The sequence below is a fragment of the Streptomyces sp. NPDC007917 genome, from assembly GCF_042959105.1.
In the GTDB taxonomy this organism is placed as follows: Bacteria; Actinomycetota; Actinomycetes; order Streptomycetales; family Streptomycetaceae; genus Streptomyces.
Window position 1 is genome coordinate 18194 of the sequence record NZ_JBIBKK010000038.1, and the last position, 18178, is coordinate 36371.

Here is an 18178-nt window from a genome sequence, read left to right on the forward strand (position 1 = left end):
CTCACAGTGCGCGGTGCATGATGTGCAGCCCCACGTATCCCTGCGTCGGGTGGCGGAAGCCCTCCGGGAGCGTGCCCAGCACCTCGAAGCCGAGCGAGCGGTACAGCCGCACCGCGTGCACGTTGGTCTCCACGACCGCGTTGAACTGCATCCTGCGGAAGCCCGCCGCCCGGGCCCAGTCCAGTGAGTACGCGCACAGCGCCCGGCCCACGCCCTGTCCGGAGTGGGCCGGGTCGACCATGTAGCTGGCGCTCGCGATGTGCGCGCCGTTGCCCATCTGGTTGTTGTTCATCTTCGCCGTGCCGAGGACGGTGCCCGACTCGTCCACGGCGACGACCGTACGGTTCGGTGGCCGCAGGAGCCACCAGTCGCGGCCCTGTTCCTCGCTGAGGTCGAGCGGGTAGGTGAAGGTCTCCCCCGCGGCGACGATCTCGTGGAAGAAGGGCCAGATGACGGGCCAGTCCCGCGGTGTGGCTTCCCTGATCAGCATCCGGACATGATGCCGAGGGGTTCCGCGGGTCCGCCAGCGTTTTCCGCGCGCCGCGCCCGGGCTACGGCCGGGGTCGGCTCCGCCCCGCCAGCTCGCCGAGGAGTTTCCAGGTGCGGCGCTCGTCCTCAAGGGAGCCGATCGCGGTCTGGGTGTAGATGAGTTCGGTGGCGCCCGCCTCGAAGTACGCGGCCACTTGGGCCGCGAGCAGTTCCTCGTCGCCGATCGCGACGAGGTCGACGGGGTTGTCGATGCCCTCGCGGTCCAGCGCGGCGCGGTAGGCGGGGAGGTTCTTGTACGGGGCCATGTTCTGCTCGGCGCGGGCGCGGGCGCCCTCCACGTCGGCGGTCACGACGCCGGAGACGATCACAGCCACACGGGGCGCCGGGCGGCCGGCGGCCTCGGCGTGGCGGGTGAGGGTGGGGACGGTGTACTCGGCCAGGGTGCGCGGGCCGGAGAAGATCGGCAGCGCGCCGTCGGCGAGTTCGCCGGCGGCGCGCAGGGCATGCTCCCCCGCGGCGGCCGCGACCAGCACCGGCACCCGCGGCCGGGCGCCCGGCACACTGGCCGGCAGCGAGGTCTTGGCGACCAGCGTCTCGCCGTGCAGGTCCACCGCGCCGGTCTCCAGCAAGGAGCGCAGCGCCTCCAGGTGTTCGCGCAGATGGCGGATCCTGGAGTGCGGCGCGAGCCCATAGGTCTGCTCGACGAACGACTTGGTGGAGAGCCCGACGCCCAGCGTGAAGCGTCCGTGGGAGGCCGCCTGCGCGGTCTGGGCCTGCATGGACAGCGCGATGGGATGGCGCGGGTAGATGGGTACGACCGCGGTGCCGACGTCGATGCCGGGGACCTCGCGTGCCGCCAGGGCGGCCACCGTGATGGCGTCGTGGTCGAACCGCTGGGTGAACCAGGCCGCGGACAGCCCGGCGTCGGCCAGCTCCTTCACCTGGCCGATCAGGGTGTCGACGGAGTTGGCCTCGTGAGAATGGCCGGTGGGGTCGGTGGGCAGGGCGACACCGATGCGCATGACGTGCTCCGAATCGACGGTCGACGGACGGCGGAACCCGCCGTGGGCGGGACCGGGAGCATATCTTAACCCGGTAACGAAAGTTACCGGGTTAAGATTGCCGCGGATGCGCCGACGCGGCGTCAGGTGCGTTCCGGGGTGCGCTCCTCGGTCGGGGCGTGCGCCGCCGCCGGGGCCGCCGGGCGGCGGCGCGGGAGGAGCAGGGCGGGGAGGAGGGCGGCGAGCATCAGGGCCACGGCCCACAGATAGGTGTCGGAGAATGGCCCGGCGTGTGTGGGGGTGGTGGTGCCGCCGCCGTTGATGGAGAGCGTGACGGAGAAGAAGGCCACACCGGTCGCGGCGGCCACCTGCGAGGTGATCTGAAGGGCCGTCGAGGCCGTGGGGGCGTCGTGCGGCGAGAGCCCGCGGGTGGCGGCGGCCATGGTCGGCATCATGGTCATCCCGACGCCGATGCCCAGCACCAGGAGCGGGAGGGCCACTCTCCAGTACACGACGGTGTCCGACAGTTGCAGGGTCAGCAGCCCCATGCCGAGCGCCGCCGTGGTGACACCCCCGGTCACCAGCCACCGCGGCGCGACCTTGTCCGCGAGCCGCCCGGAGAACTGCATGGTCACCCCTGCCGCCAGCCCCAGCGGAGCGCCCAGCAGGCCGGAGGCCGTGGCGCTCTCGCCCCGTACCACCTGGAAGTACATGGGCAGGAGCAGCATGCTGCCGAAGTAGCCGACGACGAACAGGCCCAGCGTCCCGGCGCCGGCCGCGAAGGCCCGGTCGCGGTACAGCCGCAGATCGATCAGCGGATGCGCGCTGACCCGGGCCCGTACGACGAAGCCCACGACCAGCGCGGCCCCCACGACCGCCGGGAGCACCACACCCGCGTCGCCGAAGTCCCGGCGCTCCGCGCCGGTGGACAGGCCGTAGATCAGTGCGGCCAGGCCCGGGGAGAGCATCAGCAGGCCGGGGACGTCCAGCCGCTGACCGGGGGCTCCCCCGGCGCGTGGCAGCGCGCGGGCGGCGACGACCAGGGCGGTGACGCCGATGGGCACATTGATGGTGAACATCCAGCGCCAGGAGAAGGAGTCCACCAGCCAGCCGCCCAGGACCGGTCCGCTGACGGGGCCGATGAGGATGGGGATGCCCATGATGCTCATGATGCGGCCCATGGTCTCCGGGGTGGCGGCCTGCATCATGATCGTCATCCCGGTCGGCACGATCATGCCGCCGCCCAGCCCCTGCACCATCCGGAAGGCCACCAGCGACTCGATCGACCACGCCGTCCCGGCCAGCAGGGAGCCCAGGGTGAACAGCGCGATGGCCGTCATGTACACGCGCTTGGTGCCGAACCGCCGGATCGCCCAGGCGGTCACCGGGATCACCGCGGCCAGGGCCAGGGAGTAGCCGGAGGACACCCACTGGACCGTGGGGAGCGGGGCGCCGAACCGCTGGGCCAGCGGATTGATGGCGACGTTCACCACGGTGGTGTCCAGCACCGACATGATGGAACCGAGCGTGACCACGGCGGCGAGGACCGCCAGCCGGGGTGAGGTGGGCGGGGCGTCGCCGGGAGCTTGCTGTGTGTGTGACATGACGGAGCCTTGTCCTCGTGATCGGCGGGGCGGGTGGATCGCCCGCCCGCGTTCCGAGACTCCGATATGAACCAAGGTTCAAGTCAACCGGGGACCGGCTCCGGCATGTTGTTCGGCCCACGCGCCGTGACCCCGCGCCGTGACCCCGCGCGGTGACCGCAGGGCCGGGCTCGCGGGCCGCGCTCGTCGGCTTCAGGTCAGCGGCAGCGCCCGGATCGACTTGCCCCGCGCGACGTACAGCCGGCCCTGTCCCACCAGCGGCTGTGTGGTGCCGAGCACGGAGCCGGACGAGTCGCGCAGAGTCCACCGCGTCCGTCCGGTGCGGCGGTCCACCGCGACCGCGGAGGCGCGGATGTCGGAGGACGGCGGGAAGACCAGCCCGTCGGCCACCATGGGGCGGGCGGGCGGCGAGGCGAGGTCGGTGTCCGCCTTCCACTTCCACCGCACATGATGGGACGCCAGGTCGATGGCGAACACATGCGTGCCCAGGACCGTGAGGTAGGCGACGCCGTCCGCCACGGCCGGGGCGCCGAACGCCGGTCCGTAGGAGCTGCCGGAGGAGGGCAGTTCGTCGGGGTCGAGCCGCCACCCCCCGCGGCCGGTGCGCAGGTCGATCGTGCGCAGTCCGGGCCCGCTCATCAGCACCGTGCCGCGTGCCACCGCCGCGGTCCACCGCGGCACCATGTCGCTGCCGTCACCCGCGACCACATCGTCATCCCCGGGCAGTTCCACCCGCCACCGCCGCCGGCCGTCGGCCGTGTCGTACGCGGTCACCGAACCGGCGTCGACGAGCACCAGTCGGCCGCCCGCCACCATGCCCGGCAGATGGGTGGCCGAGCCGCGCCCGAGGTCCCGGCGCCAGCGCACCTTCCGGGCCATCGTGTCGTAGGCGAGCAGATACCGGCCGCGGGTGTCCGGCGAGCCGTCGCGGTGCGCGCCCGAGTGGCCGATCACATACGCGGTGCGGGCGTCCCCGGCGCTGACCGGGTGGTCCGTGAAGCGGAAGGTCACCCCCAGCGGGTCGGAGTACCAGGTCCTGCCGTCGGCGGGGTCGACCATCGCCAGCCGGTCGTCCCCGTCGGCGTAGGTGGCCTTCATGGCGAGCAGACCGCCGCAGGCCATCGGCGTGTACCCGGACACCGCGGGCGCGGTCCAGCGCAGCGTGCCACGGCGGGCGTCCACACCGAGGATGCCGTCCCCCGGGTCGGCCTGGACGGCGATGACTCCCCGGTACAACAGCGGCGTGCCCAGGTCTCCGATGGGGCCGCGGTACTCCCACAGCGGCTGCGGCGCGGTGTCCGGGCCGGTGGCGCCGGGGCCGGTCCTGGGCTCGCTCGGGGTGTCGTCGTCGCCGGGGCCGGCCGCGGCCCACCACACGCCGCCGGCCACCCCGGCGGCGGCCATCGCCCCCAGCCCGCCCAGCACCAGCCGGCGGCGGACCGGGCGCGGGCCGTCCTGGGCAGGTGGCGCCTCGGGGTCGGTGGCGGGCGGCGGGGCCTGGGACTCTTCGGGCCGCCGCACCGCCACGTCCCAGACGGTCGCGGTGCGCAGCGCGATGTCGTGCAGGACGCCCGCCGGGAGCAGCCCGGCGAACCGCTCGTGTTCACCTTCCCCCTGCCGTGCGTGTTCGCCGACCCGCTGCGCTTCCCGCTCCCCTTCGCGTCCGCCGTCCTCGCCCGTGCCCGTGCCCGTGCCCGCCAGGGTGCGCGCGATACGGTCGGCCGCGGGCCGGTCGGCCGGGTCCTTGGCCAGACACCCGACGACCAGCGGCCACAGCTCCTCCGGCACCCCGGCGAGGTCCGGCTCCGCGTACGCCACGCGGTACAGCACGTCGTTGGCCCCGCCCTCGCCGAACGGCGCCCTCCCGGTGGCGGCGTACACCAGCAGGCCGCCCAGCGCGAACACATCGGCGGGCGGTCCGACGCTCTGCCCGCCGACGGGGCGCGCCTGTTCGGGCGATATGTAGGCGGGGGTGCCCATCTGGCGGCCGGTGCGGGTCAGCCGCTCGGCGCCCACGGCCCGGGCGAGCCCGAAGTCGATCAGCTTGGGGCCGTCGGCGGTGATCAGCACGTTGGAGGGCTTGAGGTCGCGGTGCACCAGGCCCTGGTGGTGCACCGTGGCCAGGCCCCGGGCGAGCGCGACCCCGAGGGCGCGCAACGCCGCGTACGGCCAGGGGCCGTGGGCCTCCACGGCCTGTGACAGGGAGGGGCCGAGCAGATATTCGGAGGCCAGCCACGGCCGCGGCCCGGCGGTGTCGGCGTCCACGACGGACGGGAAGAAGTCGGCTCCGCCCAGGGAGCGGGCGACCTGGAGCTCCTGCCGGAACCGCTCGCGGAACTCCTTCTCCTCGGCCAGGTCGCGGTGGACGGCCTTGAGGGCCACGGTCCGTCCGCCGTCGGAGCGGGCCAGGAAGACGGTCCCCATTCCGCCGGACCCGAGGCGGGCCAGCAGCCGGTAGCGGCCGAACGACTCCGGGTCGTGGCCGAGCAGCGGCCGCACAGGCAGGGCGGGCTCGTCCGCGGTCGCGTTCACGGTCATCCCTTCACTCCACCGGAAGCATGAACACGGCGGCGCCGTGCGCGACGACGGCCGACGTTCTGGCCGGGTAGACGTAGTACTCGTCCAGGAGCTCTCCGCTGCTCTCCTGGAACCGCCACCGCACCCTGCCCGTCCGGGCGTCGAGCGCGAACACGCCCGCCGCCACGGCGGCCAGCACCGTAAGGCCGGAGTCGGTGACCGAGAGGGTGGGGGTCGCCTTCCACACGGTGTCGTCGGGCAGCGCGGACCGCCACAGCTCGGTGCCGCGGTCCGGGTCGACCGCGTAGACCAGCTTGGTGCCGTCGGACACATACAGCACATCGCCTTTCCCGCCCGGCCCCTGACGGACCACCGGGTGGCCCAGCGGGGACTTCGTCGTCGCGTAGCTGTTGATGTCCAGCGACCACCGCTGTCTGCCCGAGTCGATGTCCACGGCGCGCAGCGTGGCCCCCCGCGCCACGTAGAGCAAGCCACGGCCGGCCGAGATCCCCACCTTGTCCCCCGTGCCGACGCCGTCGAAGCGCCTGCGCCACTCCTGGTGTCCGTCGGACAGCCGCAGCGAGATGAGCTCCACCTTGCCGCCGGGGTAGCCGAGGCCCACCAGCGAGCGGCGGGCGGGGAACGCCCCGATGTCATCGCCGTACGCGGCGGGCAGCCGGCTCCGCCACCGCTCTCGGCGGGTTCGGGTGTCGTACGCGACCACGTAGGTGGGGGGCTTGCCGCCACCGCTTCCGGAGCCCGAGCCGGTGCCGGTTCCGGCGCCGGTTCCGGTGCCCTTGCCGGTCGCGGTTCCGGTCGCGGTGAAGTAGGCGTGGCGGCCGTCCGCGTCGACGGAGAGCATCTTCTGGAAGGTGAATCCGGTGCCCGAGTACTTGGATTCCACCCAGCGCTGGTGGCCGTCGCGGGCGTTGAAGGCGACGAGTCTGTCGCCGATGGCGACGAGGGCGAGTTCGCGGCTGATGGGTTCGGGGGTGGCGATGGTGCCCAGGTCGTCGCGGCGCCAGCTCGGGCGGCCGGTGCGCAGGTCCAGCGCGACCGCCTCCTGGGCGTTGGTGATGATGGCGAGCCTGCCGCGCCACACCAGCGGCGGTACGGAGGTCACGTCGGTCAGGTCGAAGCGCCACCGGGCGACGGGGGCGGTGCCGGCCGGGGGGCGGGGCGCCGGGCTCGTGGCGCGGCCCCGGGCCTGGCCGGGGTCGGTCAGGGCGGACAGCCCGCCGCGGCCCGCCACCCACCCGGCCACCGCCGCGCCCCCGGCCAGCAGCCCGGCGGCCCCCGCGGCGGCGGTGGTGAGCACGGCGCGGCGGGAGGTGGCCGCGGTGCGGGAGGGCGGCTGGTCGGCGGCCGGATGCGAGCGGTTGCGGCCCTCGCCGCGCGTGGGCGCCGTGAACACATCGTCGTCCGGGAACACCCCCACCTCGGCGGCCGGTTCGTCGCGGACGCCGGGCGGGGCCGCGTCGGCAGGCCCGGGGGCGGCCGCGGGCTCCTCCAGCACCAGCGCCCGCGCGGCCTCGCGGGCCAGCCGGGCGACCACGGCGCTCGGCAGCCTCGGTGGCGGCGGTGGTGCGGCCGGGCCGGGACCGCCGAAGGCCGCGCGCAGCGCGGCGGCTTCCGGGCGGCCCGCGGGGTCCTTGGCCAGACAACTCGTCAGGATCCCGGCCAGTGGGTCGGACAGATGGCCGAGGTCCGGCGGTTGTGCGGCGATCCGGTACAGCACCTGCGGCGGCGCGTCGTCGCCGAACGGAGGGCGCCCGGAAGCGGCGTAGGCGAGGACCGCGCCCAGGGAGAACACGTCGGAGGCCGGGACGGGGGCCCGGCCCCTGGCCTGTTCGGGCGACAGGAAGGGGGCCGGCCCGGCGAACCGGCCGGTGTCGCTGTCGTACGCGTCCTCCTCCCCGCCCTCCTCTCCCCCGCCGTCCCGCCTTCCGCCGTCCGCTCTCCCCCCGTCGGCTCGCTGCCGCGGCAGGCGGGCGTGGTGAAACCCGGTCAGCCGGGGGCCGTCCCCGGCGACCAGGACCGCGTCGGCCGAGATGCCGCCGTGCACCATTCCGGCCGCGTGGACCCGCTCCAGCGCCTCGGCGAGCGCGGCGCCCAGCGCGCGTACGTCGTCCTCCGCGAGCCCCCGGGGCGCGGCACGGACGGCCTCGGCGAGCGACACGGCGGGGACGTAGGCGTAGGCCACCCACGGGGCCTCCGCGTCGAGTTCGGCGTCCTCGACGGAGCGCACCCAGCGCCCGGCGGCGGCCCGTGACGCCGTCACATCGCGGCGCAGCCGGGCCCGCATCCGCTGGTCGTCGGCGAGCACGGCGCGCACCAGCACGACCTCCACGGTCGGCCCCGCGCCGACGCGCCGCCCCAGCAGCCGCACGCCGCTCTCCGTCTCCCCCAACCGGGCCAGCATCCGGAACGGCCCGAGGCGACGCGGATCCGCGTTGTGCAAGGTGTGCATGTGTCGGCAGCCCTCCCGGCACGGTGTGCCGCGCCCCCGCTATCTGTACGTACCGCAGCCTAAGGGTGTCGAAGCATGGAGGTTTCACACGGCCCGAACGTCTCCGGGCAGCGCATCGGCGTCCACGGGTCACAGGACCGGCATGGCGTGCAGGGTGCCGGCGTGGGTGAGGAAGACCCGGTTGGCCGCGCCGGTCAGGCGCCAGGGCCGGTCGCCTCCGCCGCCGAGCGCCCACGCCGCCGCGGCCTTCCGCAGGTCGACGGTCACGACTCCGTCGTCCGGGCCGAACCGGTCCGCGCCGAGCGGGTGGTAGAGGGACTGGCCCTGGACCACGGGCGCGGTCGTGGGGAGGGCGTGCGTACCGGGGCGGAGGGACCAGGTCTGCCCGCCGCTGCGGGCGTCGACCGCGATCAACTGGTCCTGCCACACCAGGTGGAGTGAGCCGTGAGCCGGGGTGGGCGAGCCCCAGACGCCGCCGCCGGGGGCGGGGGTGGCCCAGCGCCGTGTGCCGTCCGCGAGGGCGAGCGCCCTGAGCGAGGCGCCGCCCAGGTACACGGTGTCGCCCGCGACGGCGGGCGTGAGGACCACCTCGGCGGCGGTGTCCTGACGCCAGGCGACCGAGCCGTCGTGGTCCGTGCGGTACGCCGTCACCGTCCCGTCGGATCCGGCGACGACGAGCCGCCCGGCGCCCGCCGCCGCTGCGGCGCCCTTCGCCGTGCCGGTCGCCGCCGGTGTCGCCCAGCGGGCCCGAGCGCCCGTCAGCGGCAGTGCGCTCAGCCGCCGTTCGCCGTCCAGTACGTACGCCGCCTCGGCGTCGGCGGCCAGGAGCCGCGTCGCGCCGACCGCCCGGGACCAGCGCTCCCGCCCGTCGCGGGCGTCCACCGCGGTCAACCGCCCGCCGGCGGTGACGGCGAGGACGACACCGCCCGCCGCCAGCAGGCCCGCGGCGGCCGTCGGAGCGCCCCGGTCGGTCCACGTCCACGCCCGCCGCCCGGTGTCCGCGGCCCAGGCGGTCAGGCCCTTGGGCGTTCCGGCGACCACGACTTCGCCTGCCACGAGCGGGCCGGCGCCGTCGGTGGCGAGGCCGTCGCGGGTCCACAGCGGGGAGGGCGCGGTGCCGGTGGTGTACCGCGCCAGCGGGGTGGCGGCGGGGACCCCGGGGCCGCGGCCGTCGCCGCGCAGCAGCCACCACCCCGCGGCGCCGCCCGCGGCGCAGACGGTGACGGCGGCCGCGGAGGCAGCCGCGGCCGTCACCCGGCGCCGGGACGGGGCCGCCTCGGGGGCGGCGGAGCGGACCGTACGGTCGACGTCCGCCGCGCGGCGGGCGAGTTCGGCGGCGAGTGGCCCGGAGCGCCAGGCGGGGCGGCGCCGGCACAGGGGCGGGGCCAGGCGCGGCCGGTGCGCGGCGCGCCATCCCGTACGGCGCGCCGTGCCCGGTTCCCCGCTCCGTTCAGCGCCGTGTTCCGTGCCGCGCTCCGTGCCCCGTTCAGCGTCGTGTGCCGTGCCGCGCTCCGTGCCGCGTTCGGCGCTGCGCTCTGTGCGCAACCGCCGCGCGACCTCGCGCGGCTCGGGGCGCTGCGCGGGCTCCTTTGCCAGGCAGTCGGTCACCACCCCCAGCAGGGCCCGCGGTACGCCCTCCAGGTCCGGCTCCTCATGGACGGTGCGGAACTGGACGGCCGCCGGGTGACCGTCGCCGAAGGGAAGGCGCCCGCCGGCGGCGAACGCGAGCACGGCGCCCAGCGCGAAGACGTCGCCTGGTGGCCCGGTGCGCCGGCCCAGAGCCTGCTCGGGGGCGGAGAAGCCGGGGGTGGCGGGGGCCGAACCGGCGCCGGTGAGGGTCATTCCGTGCTCGGGCCTGGCGATGCCGAAGTCGATGATGTACGGGCCGCCACGGGTGAGCACCACGTTCGACGGCTTCAGGTCCCGGTGCACCAGTCCGGCCGCGTGGATCTCCGCCAGCGTTCCGGCCAGCGCCGCCCCCAGCGCCCGTACGTCCGCCTCCGCGAACGGCCCGAACCGCTCCACGGCGCGGGTCAGTGTCAGCCCCGGGAGGAATTCCGAGGCGAGCCAGGGCCGTTCGCCCCACGTCCCGTGCCCCAGGACAGCCGCCACCCCGGGCCCGCGCACCGACCGCGCCACCTCGGCCTCCCGCCGGAAGCGGTCCAGCATCCCGGGGTCCACGCCGTCCGCGGCCCGCAGCGCCTTCACGGCGGCGACCCTGCCCTCCGCGTCCACCCCCAGGTAGACCTTCCCCATGCCGCCCGCGCCGACGACCCCGAGCAGCCGGTACGGCCCGAGCCGCACCGGGTCGTCATCGGCGAGCTGGGCGAGTGTCGGGTTCTCGGTCATGGCCACGAAGCGCGATCGTAGACGGCCCCGGACCGGCGTCTACGCTGTGCCCGTGATCTTTCCGCGCACCCCGCTGTCCGAGCTCGTCCGCCGCGTACCGCCCCCGCCCGAGGCCGTGGACGGCCACGGCGACTGGGAGGCGGCCGAGGCCGCGCTGGGGGTGCGGCTGCCCACGGACTTCAAGGCGCTGGTCGAGACGTACGGGCGGGGCGAGTTCTGCGACCACATCTGCCTGCGCACGCCGTTCGGCGAGGACAACCCGGTCCGGCTCGAGGCGGATCTGCTCGACGACTACGGCGGCATGCGGGAGATGTTCCCCGAGAACTTCCCCCATCCGCTGTTTCCCGAGCCGGGCGGGCTGATCGCGTGGGCGGTGACGGGCAGCGGACACCATCTGTGCTGGCGCACCGCGGGGCCGCCGGACGAGTGGCCGGTCGTGGTGTGGTCGCGCGACGACGACTACGAGGAGTACGGGCCCGGGGCCGCGGACTTCCTCGAGGGGTGGATCACGGGGCGGATCGTCTCGGAGGCCATGCCCAACCAGCACGCCGACCTGGTCCCGTGGTTCGACGCGGCGCGCGAGCTGGCCCATGTGTACGTCGAGCTGGCGGAAGGCGGGCGGCCCTACCCGGAGCGGCTGCGGATCCTGCGCGAGGCGCTGGCGCCCACCGCCGACCGGGGCGGCTTCGTGTCCGAGTACGACGGGAAGCGGCAGGATCATTTCGCCACCGTCGACGGTGGCTGGGAGGTGACGTACGAGACGGCGTACTGCCATCAGATCCGGGTGGCCTTCCCTCCCGAGGACAGCGACCGGGCGCGGCTGGCCGTACTGGGCGCGGCGAGGCTGATGGGCTGTGAGGTGCTCAGGCTGTCGACCGTGCACGGCACGGCCACGTGGCAGCCCCTGGCATGAGCCTCGTCGACAAGCGTGCCTCGGGGCGCTGCGTGAGCAGTGACGAAGGAAGCCCGCGCGTAGGAGCGCCCCGAGACTGAGCGGGAGGAGGAGGTGGCGTCGCCGGTGGCCGGGGCGCCGTTCAGCCGCCGCCGATGCCGTGGTCGGCGAGCGTGCCCACCGTCCAGCCCTCGTCCCGGCATGCGCGGACGAGGGCGGGCAGCGCGCCGAGCGTCGCCCGCCAGCAGCCGGGCTCGGCCGCCCGGTCGGAGTCGTGCAGCAGCACCGTGCCGCCGCCGCGCAGATCGCGGCGTACGGTGGCGAGCACCGAGGCCGGTGTGGCCCGAGCGGTCCAGTCCCGGCCCCACGCCGTCCAGAGCACGGGCCTGAGCCCGGCCCGTACGGCGGCCAGCGCCCGCCCGCCGGTCAGGACCCCGTACGGCGGCCGGTACCAGCGCGGCACCGTGCCCGTGGTCTGCCGTACGACGCGGGCGGCGGCCGCGACCTCGCGCAGGTCGCGGCCGACCGCGGGCAGCCATGGGCGGCTGTGCGTCCAGCCGTGGACGGCGAGCTCATGGCCACGGCGGGAGATGTCACGCGCGGTCCGCGGGTGGCGCAGGACGCTGTCGCCGAGGACGAAGAACGTGGCGCGTACGGCGAGCTCGTCGAGGGCGTCGAGGAAGTACGGGGTGGACCCCGGGTCGGGTCCGTCGTCGAACGTGAGGGCGATGTGATCGGGCCGGCCGCGCCCGGCCAGGGCCGGGAACAGGGCGCTCCGCACACCCGGCAGCCAGGCGGCTGCGGGGACCACATGCGCGGCTGCCACCAGGGCCACCGTGGCCGCGGCCACGGCCGCGGTCTCGGGCCGGTGGTGCGAGGTGCGCGTGGTGCTCGTGGTGCCGTGGCGGCCGTCGTGTCCAGCCGCCGCGCGGCTCATGAGCGCCCCGCGTGGGGCTGCCGCTTCCGGCGACGCGGGAGCGGCGCTTCCGGGCACGAGGGACCACCGTCCCCCTGTGACCGCCCCCTTCGGCCGCGCCGGACCGCCGCCCCCGTCACGACGCGCCGCCGCTTTCGGTCCGCCGCGTCGCGCCGGGTGGGCGGGCGGGGCGGTCGGTGGGTGTGCTGGTGGCCGTGTCCCAGCCGTCGGCGACGGCGGGCGAGTGGGTCAGGCCGACGATCCCGGCCGCCATCAGGACGACGCCGATCGCCTCGGGCACGATGCGCGGCCCCAGGGCCACTCGCTCGCCGAACAGCACCCAGCCCAGCACGATGCTCAGCAGCGCGTCGCCGAGGGTCAGCGCGGGCTGGGACGCCGCGAGGGTGCCGGCCCGCAGGGTGCTCTGCAGCAACAGGAAGCTCAGCAGCCCGACACCGCACACCGCGTAGAGCGGCCAGCTGGTGAACACGGCGGCCACACCGCCGGAGAAGCGGCCGGTGAACTCCTTGATCAGCGCCGCCGTGCAGGCGAAACCCGCCGCGGCGGCGCAGCCCAGGACGGCGGCGCGGGCCGGGCCGCGCAGCGCGCGGGCCACCGCGGTCAGGACGCCCACGGCGAGCGCCGCCAACAGCCCCACCGGGAGCCAGCGGCCGTTCTTCGCGGTGCTCTGGCCGTGCGAGGGGTCTGCGGCCACGAGGAAGAGCGCCAGCCCGGCGGCGAGCGTCACAAACGCCAGCCACGTCCGGCCGTCCGGGCGGTGGCGGAAGACCAGGCTGCCGACCACCAGGGTGAACAGCAGTTCGGTCACCAGCAGCGGCTGGACGACGGAGAGCCGCCCGACCGCGAGCGCGCCCACCTGGGCCACCGCCGACACCACCATCGCCGCCCCGCCGGCCAGCCAGAACGGGCGTCGCAGCAGGCGGGCCAGCCGGAGCAGGGTCTGTCCGGCCCGCCGCCCGATCCCCCGCCCCGCCTGCTCCCGCTGCCGCTCCTGTTCCTGTTCCTGTTCCTGCTCCATCGCGGCGCGTCGCTGCAGCACCGACGCCGCGCCGTTGCCCAGGGCGGACAACAACGCCAGCAGGACCGTCAGCGCGTCGTGCACCGCGTCACCCGAAACGGGAAGCCAGTCGGCGGTAGAGCGCCGGGGCCGCGCTGCGGACCAGCGCGGGCAGGCGCAGCCAGCCGGGTACGTAGACCTCGTCGCGGCCTCGCGCGACGGCGTCGCAGAGCGCGGCGGCGACCGTGGCCGGGGGCAGCGGTCGGGGCCGGCGGCGGGTGTAGGGGGTGCCGCGGCGGGCGAAGAACGGGGTGTCCACCACCCCCGGGACGACATGGGTGACCCGGACGCCGGACCCTTGGAGCTCGTACCGCAGGGCGTCGGCGAAGGTGCCGAGCGCCGCTTTGGCGGCGGAGTAGACCGCCTCGCCCCTGACCCCCACGCTGCCGGCGACCGATCCGATGAACACGATGTGGCCACGCCGCTCGGCCAGCATGCGCGGCAGCACCAGGCGCGCCAGGCGTACGGCGGCGAGCAGGTCGACGGAGATCACCCGGTCGATGGCCGGGGGCGGCATCGAGCCGAACGGTCCGGCCCAGCCGACCCCCGCCCCGGCGACGAGCAGGTCGATCCGCCCGGCCACGTGGAAGGCCTCGCGGACCAGACGGCCGCTCCCCTCCTCCGTGGCGAGGTCGGCGGGGAGGGCGGTGGCCGAGGTCCGGGCCGCCACGCGGTCCAGCCGCTCCCGGTGGCGGCCGCTGACCAGCAGCCGCCAGCCGCCTTCGGCTGCCAACCGGTCCGCGACGGCGGCGCCGATGCCCGAGGACGCGCCGGTCACCAGCGCGACGCCGCGCCACGCGGCAGCGGGGCCCTGCGCGTCCCGGGCCGGGCCACGGTGGGTTCCTGTGTCCGGGAGGGGGCTGGTCATGGCGACTCCCTGTGACGGCCGGCCGGGGCGCGCGGCCGCCGTGCGGTTTGGCGACACGCGGAACGGTTACCTCCAGTTAGCCACGTCCAGCTTCACCACGCACCACACGCGCCCCGGACTACGCACTCCCTCGGACCACACACCCGACGCCCCACCCCACGCGCCCGCCGCCCCGCCCGCGGCGCGCCGCGCGTGCACACCAGCGGAGGTGACGATGTTTCCCGCGTATCCGCCATGCGATGACCAGCGCTCCGCGCGCCCTCCCCGGGAGCGCCGGTGAGCAGGCGTTTCCTCGTGGTGAGCGCCAGCATGGGCTCCGGTCACGACGCGGTGGCCGGGGAGCTGGCGCGGCGTCTGACCGCCCGGGGGCACCGGGTGGACCGGACGGATGTCCTCGCGATGCTGCCCGCCGGGATCGGCCCGGGGCTGCGCTCCGGCTACCGGGCGGCGATCCGCCACCTCCCCGTCCTCTACGCGGGGATCTACGCCGCCTTCTTCCGTCCGGGCCCCGGCCCGCGGCCGGGCAGCGCCCCGCTCGCGGCGCTCGCCGAACGCCGCCTGCTGGACCTGGTGGAGCGGTGGCGGCCGGATGTGGTCGTCCCGGTCTTCCACCTCGCCGCCCAGCTCACCGGCCGGCTCCGCGCGGGCGGGGCGCTGCCGGTGCCCAGCGCCGTCGTCGTCACCGACTTCGCGGTGCACCGGCAGTGGCTGCACCCGGGCAACGATCTGCATCTGTGCGTCACCGCCGAGGCGGCCGACACCGTGCGGCGGGCCATCGGCCGGCCCGCGGTGGCCACGGGTCCGGTGGTGGCCGGACGCTTCTTCGCCCCCGCCCCGGGGGCGGCCGACTGGCGGAGCCGCTTCACGGCCCGCGCGCCCGGGAGGCCGGCGGTGGCGCTGGCGGCGGGTGCGTGGGGGGCCGGTACCCGACTGGCCGCCACGGCGCGGCTGCTGGCCTCGGCGGGCTATCTCCCGGTGGCGCTGTGCGGCCGCAATGAGCGGCTGCGCCGGGACCTGTCGCGGTCGCCCGGGGTGTGGGCCATCGGCTGGGAGCCGGATCTGCCCGGTCTGCTGGCCGCGTCGCGGGCCCTGGTGGACAACGCCGCCGGGCAGACCGCCCTGGAGGCGCTGGCCGCGGGGGTGCCCGTGGTCGGCTACCGCCCCATCCCGGGCCACGGGCGGGAGGGTGTCCGCCACATGGCGGCGCTGGGTGTGAGCGACCACGCGCGGGACGCGGGTGAGCTCGTACGGCTGCTCGACACGCTCACCGCGCCGGGCGCGGCGCGTGACCGCCGTATCGCCGCGGGGCGCCGCCTGTTCACCGGCGACGCGGCGGCCGCTCTGGCCGAGGTCGGCCGGGTGGCCGGGGCCGCCCGCGGTGCGGCGGGCGATTAGGCCGGTTGTCTCGGGGGGTGCCGGGGTGTGCCCAGGAGGGGCAGGTTTTCCCGAGGGTGTTCGAGTGGATGTCGAGGAGGCGCCTGCCGGACGGTGGATGGGCGGTTTGCCCGCCCGTCAGGCGCCGACCTCCTGGGCCTGGGTCAGGCCTCGTACAGGCCGCGGCCGGCGCTCTTGGCCCGGTCCGCCTTGCGGAGTCGCTCCAAAGTGTTACGCACGGAGTTGACGTTCGTGCGCGTCTCGTCGCGCCCCAGGGCCTCGTTGACCTCTGCGGCCCGCAGCGGGCGGCCCGCCTTGCGCAGGGCGGCCAGCACGTTGTCCGAGAGCCCGCCCGTGCGCTCCGCCGCCGGCTCGGTCTTGGGCGCCGCCGCCTTGGGCGCCGCGGCGGCCTTCTTGGCCGTCTTCTTGGTGGCCGTGGCCTTCTTCGCGGCGGCCTTCGAAGTCCGCGCGGCGGCGGGGGCCTTGGCCTTGCCCTTGCTGCGCTGACGGCCGATGGCGGCCTTCCGCGTGGCGGTGGCGGTGGCCCCGGCGGCGGGCGCCGGCTCAGCGGCCGGTTCCGGTGCCGCCTCGGCGGCGGGCTCGGCCGCCGTGGCCGCGGTGTCCTCGGCTACCGGCTCCGCGGCCGGTGGCGCGGTGTAGGCCACCGGCTCCTCCGGCGCCTGCTGCGGCGTCGGCAGGCTGGAGAGCGCTTGAAGGCTGTTCAGCGCGCCGCTGACCGCCTCCAGTCGCTTGGTGACGGATTCCAAATCCTTCTTGAGAGCCTCCTGCTGCTCCTCGAGTCGCGGGAGCTCTGCCTCCAGCGCCTCGATCGTCGATCCCACACTGCTGTCCGCACTCAATGCGTTCACCACCACTTCGTACCCTTTCTACGCCCATCGCAGCTGCGATTATGCACGGTGTTCAGATGTGTACGGTGCCCTCCACACCGCCACACAACACCATCGAATCCACTTGCGCACCACTTCGAACACATGCGTTTCCCCGCGTGTGAATGTCCGACTGGGTGTCAGAAGCCTGTCGAAAGCCGAGCGTAGAGGTGCAACCGGGCTCAATGGAACACCGGTTGGCGATACGAATGTGGCTGCCACACGGAAGTGGCCACCACATGAATATGGCCGCCGTGGTCGACGGCGGCCATATCGGTGTGGCGGATCACTGCTCGTAGGCGTCCACCAGGCCCTGGATGTCGATCTTCTTCATACCGAGCATGGCCTTGGTGACCCGCGCCGACTTGGCCGGGTCGGGGTCGCTCATCAGCTCGGTCAGCTTCCTCGGCACGATCTGCCACGACAGCCCGTACTTGTCCTTCAGCCAGCCGCAGGGCCCCGGTTCCCCGCCCTCGCCGAGCCGCGCCCACAGCTCGTCCACCTCCTCCTGCGTCGCGCAGTCCACGGAGAGCGAGATGGCTTCGGTGAAGGTGAAGTGGGGGCCGCCGTTGAGCGCGATGAACCTCTGCCCGGCGAGCTCGAAGGTGACGGTCATGACCGTACCCGGCTCCCCCGGCCCGCCCTCGCCGTAGCGCTGGATGTCCACCACCCGGGAGTCGTCGAAGATGGACGTGTAGTGCTGGGCCGCCTCCTCGGCCTGGTGGTCGAACCACAGGAACGTCGTGATCTTCTGCATGATGTGCTCTCCTTGCCTGCTCGGGCCGGTGCCTGTGTGTCCTAGGACCGGCCGGGCCGCGAGAACTCATCGGCCGGGCGGAAAGTCGGGAGGAAAACCGGGAGTCCGCGCGATGCGGCAGTGGCCGCACCGCGTCAGTCCTCGGATCCGGGCGCCATCGCGTGACGGGCCGGGCGTGATCCTCGTCATACGCCGCCAGGAGCCGCGCCTGCGGGCGGTGGCAGGGCCGTCGGCGGGTCAGGAGCCGGCGCCGCGCAGCGCGTCGGCGAGCGGTCCCGCTCCGGTCAGCTCGATGGCTCCGGCGGCGATGCCGTCGGCGACCGTGAGGGTGCCCTGGGCGAGGGCGACGCAGGTGTCGGCGTCCACGACGAGCCGGGCGTCCGCGCGCTCGGCCGGTCCGTCCCCGTACGACGGCTCGGCCGCGCCGAACACCAGGTGGAAGCCGCCCTCCTCCAGCACCACGTCGAGGACCCCTTCGCGGTCCCCCGCGAGGGGGCCCAGCCGGTGGAGCAGCGGCAGGGCGAACCAGTGGGCCCGGATGGCGTCGGTGGGCTGCCGCTCGGCCAGCGCGGGCGCGCCCCAGGCGGCGAGGGCGGTGAGGACGGGCAGCAGCGCGTGGCCGTGGGGGGTGAGTTCGTAGACGGCGACCGACGCCGGCGGCGGCAGCTTGCGGCGGGCGAGTACGCCGTCGCGCTCCATGTCCTTCAGCCGTGAGGCGAGCATGTCCGTGCTGACCCCGGGCAGGTCGGTGTGGAGGTCGGTGTATCTGCGGGGACCCGCCAGCAACTCCCGCGCGATCAGCAGCGTCCACCGGTCACCGACGGCATCGAGGGCCCGCGCGATCGCGCAGTACTGGTCATAGCTTCGGCGTGGCATGCGCCCCAGTCTAGCCATTTAGTTGGACTTTCCAAGTGGCACCTTGGTAGAACAAAGCAAGCCATCGTCGAGTGATGAGGCGGAGCGAACCGGGAGGGCG

General features: G+C 75.1%; 14 protein-coding genes. 2 read left to right on the forward strand and 12 right to left on the reverse strand.

The genetic code is table 11. The annotated features are described in order from the left end of the window. Position 1 precedes the first annotated feature (1 nt). The 6 genes from ACFZDL_RS42985 to ACFZDL_RS43010 all read right to left on the reverse strand — a co-directional run bounded on the left by ACFZDL_RS42985 (position 2) and on the right by ACFZDL_RS43010 (position 10430). Complete coding sequence (locus tag ACFZDL_RS42985; protein ID WP_353596029.1) at positions 2 to 490, reverse strand: GNAT family N-acetyltransferase; 489 nt, start codon at positions 488 to 490, stop codon at positions 2 to 4. A gap of 61 nt (positions 491 to 551) precedes the next feature. Next, the gene (locus tag ACFZDL_RS42990) at positions 552 to 1511 is read right to left on the reverse strand and encodes a TIGR03564 family F420-dependent LLM class oxidoreductase (protein WP_353596030.1); all 960 of its coding nucleotides are present in this window, start codon (positions 1509 to 1511) and stop codon (positions 552 to 554) included. Between the two features lie 122 nt (positions 1512 to 1633). Continuing rightward, the gene (locus ACFZDL_RS42995) at positions 1634 to 3094 is read right to left on the reverse strand and encodes a DHA2 family efflux MFS transporter permease subunit (RefSeq protein WP_353596031.1); all 1461 of its coding nucleotides are present in this window, start codon (positions 3092 to 3094) and stop codon (positions 1634 to 1636) included. Positions 3095 to 3286: 192 nt separating this feature from the next. Then, on the reverse strand, positions 3287 to 5632 hold the full coding sequence (locus tag ACFZDL_RS43000; protein ID WP_353596032.1) for a serine/threonine-protein kinase: 2346 nt from the start codon (positions 5630 to 5632) through the stop codon (positions 3287 to 3289). Positions 5633 to 5636: 4 nt separating this feature from the next. Next, on the reverse strand, positions 5637 to 8081 hold the full coding sequence (locus ACFZDL_RS43005; protein ID WP_353596033.1) for a PQQ-binding-like beta-propeller repeat protein: 2445 nt from the start codon (positions 8079 to 8081) through the stop codon (positions 5637 to 5639). 129 nt (positions 8082 to 8210) lie between these two features. After that, entirely contained in the window at positions 8211 to 10430 is a 2220-nt protein-coding gene (locus ACFZDL_RS43010) for a serine/threonine-protein kinase (protein ID WP_353596084.1), read from the reverse strand. Between the two features lie 52 nt (positions 10431 to 10482). Here ACFZDL_RS43010 and ACFZDL_RS43015 point away from each other — a divergent pair, with 52 nt between their 5' ends. Beyond that, positions 10483 to 11343, forward strand: coding sequence for an SMI1/KNR4 family protein (locus ACFZDL_RS43015; protein WP_353596034.1), 861 nt, complete (start codon positions 10483 to 10485; stop codon positions 11341 to 11343). Between the two features lie 121 nt (positions 11344 to 11464). Here ACFZDL_RS43015 and ACFZDL_RS43020 read toward each other — a convergent pair whose 3' ends face one another. The 3 genes from ACFZDL_RS43020 to ACFZDL_RS43030 form a co-directional block, all read right to left on the reverse strand. After that, on the reverse strand, positions 11465 to 12259 hold the full coding sequence (locus ACFZDL_RS43020; protein WP_353596035.1) for a polysaccharide deacetylase family protein: 795 nt from the start codon (positions 12257 to 12259) through the stop codon (positions 11465 to 11467). A 115-nt stretch (positions 12260 to 12374) separates the two neighbouring features. Further along, positions 12375 to 13361: a DMT family transporter gene (locus tag ACFZDL_RS43025; RefSeq protein WP_353596036.1), complete on the reverse strand. Its 987-nt coding sequence runs from the start codon at positions 13359 to 13361 to the stop codon at positions 12375 to 12377. A 4-nt stretch (positions 13362 to 13365) separates the two neighbouring features. Then, on the reverse strand, positions 13366 to 14184 hold the full coding sequence (locus ACFZDL_RS43030) for an SDR family NAD(P)-dependent oxidoreductase (RefSeq protein ID WP_353596037.1): 819 nt from the start codon (positions 14182 to 14184) through the stop codon (positions 13366 to 13368). A 309-nt stretch (positions 14185 to 14493) separates the two neighbouring features. On the opposite strand from ACFZDL_RS43030, the gene ACFZDL_RS43035 reads away from it, so the two are divergent. Then, on the forward strand, positions 14494 to 15579 hold the full coding sequence (locus ACFZDL_RS43035) for a galactosyldiacylglycerol synthase (RefSeq protein ID WP_391194138.1): 1086 nt from the start codon (positions 14494 to 14496) through the stop codon (positions 15577 to 15579). 143 nt (positions 15580 to 15722) lie between these two features. Here ACFZDL_RS43035 and ACFZDL_RS43040 read toward each other — a convergent pair whose 3' ends face one another. From ACFZDL_RS43040 to ACFZDL_RS43050, 3 genes are all read right to left on the reverse strand, one after another. After that, a complete protein-coding gene (locus ACFZDL_RS43040) occupies positions 15723 to 16427 on the reverse strand; it encodes a prephenate dehydrogenase (RefSeq protein ID WP_353596039.1) in 705 nt (234 codons plus the stop codon). A 304-nt stretch (positions 16428 to 16731) separates the two neighbouring features. After that, positions 16732 to 17202, reverse strand: coding sequence for a VOC family protein (locus ACFZDL_RS43045; RefSeq protein ID WP_353596040.1), 471 nt, complete (start codon positions 17200 to 17202; stop codon positions 16732 to 16734). Between the two features lie 237 nt (positions 17203 to 17439). Next, positions 17440 to 18096: a winged helix-turn-helix transcriptional regulator gene (locus ACFZDL_RS43050; RefSeq protein ID WP_391194106.1), complete on the reverse strand. Its 657-nt coding sequence runs from the start codon at positions 18094 to 18096 to the stop codon at positions 17440 to 17442. Positions 18097 to 18178 lie beyond the last annotated feature (82 nt).

What these genes read in the sequence shown, in the direction of transcription:
- ACFZDL_RS42985 (WP_353596029.1), bottom strand. Translation starts at nt 490, where the DNA reads ATGCTGATCAGGGAAGCCACACCGCGGGACTGGCCCGTCATCTGGCCC.
- ACFZDL_RS42990 (WP_353596030.1), bottom strand. Translation starts at nt 1,511, where the DNA reads ATGCGCATCGGTGTCGCCCTGCCCACCGACCCCACCGGCCATTCTCAC.
- ACFZDL_RS42995 (WP_353596031.1), bottom strand. Translation starts at nt 3,094, where the DNA reads ATGTCACACACACAGCAAGCTCCCGGCGACGCCCCGCCCACCTCACCC.
- ACFZDL_RS43000 (WP_353596032.1), bottom strand. Translation starts at nt 5,632, where the DNA reads ATGACCGTGAACGCGACCGCGGACGAGCCCGCCCTGCCTGTGCGGCCG.
- ACFZDL_RS43005 (WP_353596033.1), bottom strand. Translation starts at nt 8,081, where the DNA reads ATGCACACCTTGCACAACGCGGATCCGCGTCGCCTCGGGCCGTTCCGG.
- ACFZDL_RS43010 (WP_353596084.1), bottom strand. Translation starts at nt 10,430, where the DNA reads ATGACCGAGAACCCGACACTCGCCCAGCTCGCCGATGACGACCCGGTG.
- ACFZDL_RS43020 (WP_353596035.1), bottom strand. Translation starts at nt 12,259, where the DNA reads ATGAGCCGCGCGGCGGCTGGACACGACGGCCGCCACGGCACCACGAGC.
- ACFZDL_RS43030 (WP_353596037.1), bottom strand. Translation starts at nt 14,184, where the DNA reads ATGACCAGCCCCCTCCCGGACACAGGAACCCACCGTGGCCCGGCCCGG.
- ACFZDL_RS43035 (WP_391194138.1), top strand. Translation starts at nt 14,494, where the DNA reads ATGGGCTCCGGTCACGACGCGGTGGCCGGGGAGCTGGCGCGGCGTCTG.
- ACFZDL_RS43045 (WP_353596040.1), bottom strand. Translation starts at nt 17,202, where the DNA reads ATGCAGAAGATCACGACGTTCCTGTGGTTCGACCACCAGGCCGAGGAG.
- ACFZDL_RS43050 (WP_391194106.1), bottom strand. Translation starts at nt 18,096, where the DNA reads ATGGCTAGACTGGGGCGCATGCCACGCCGAAGCTATGACCAGTACTGC.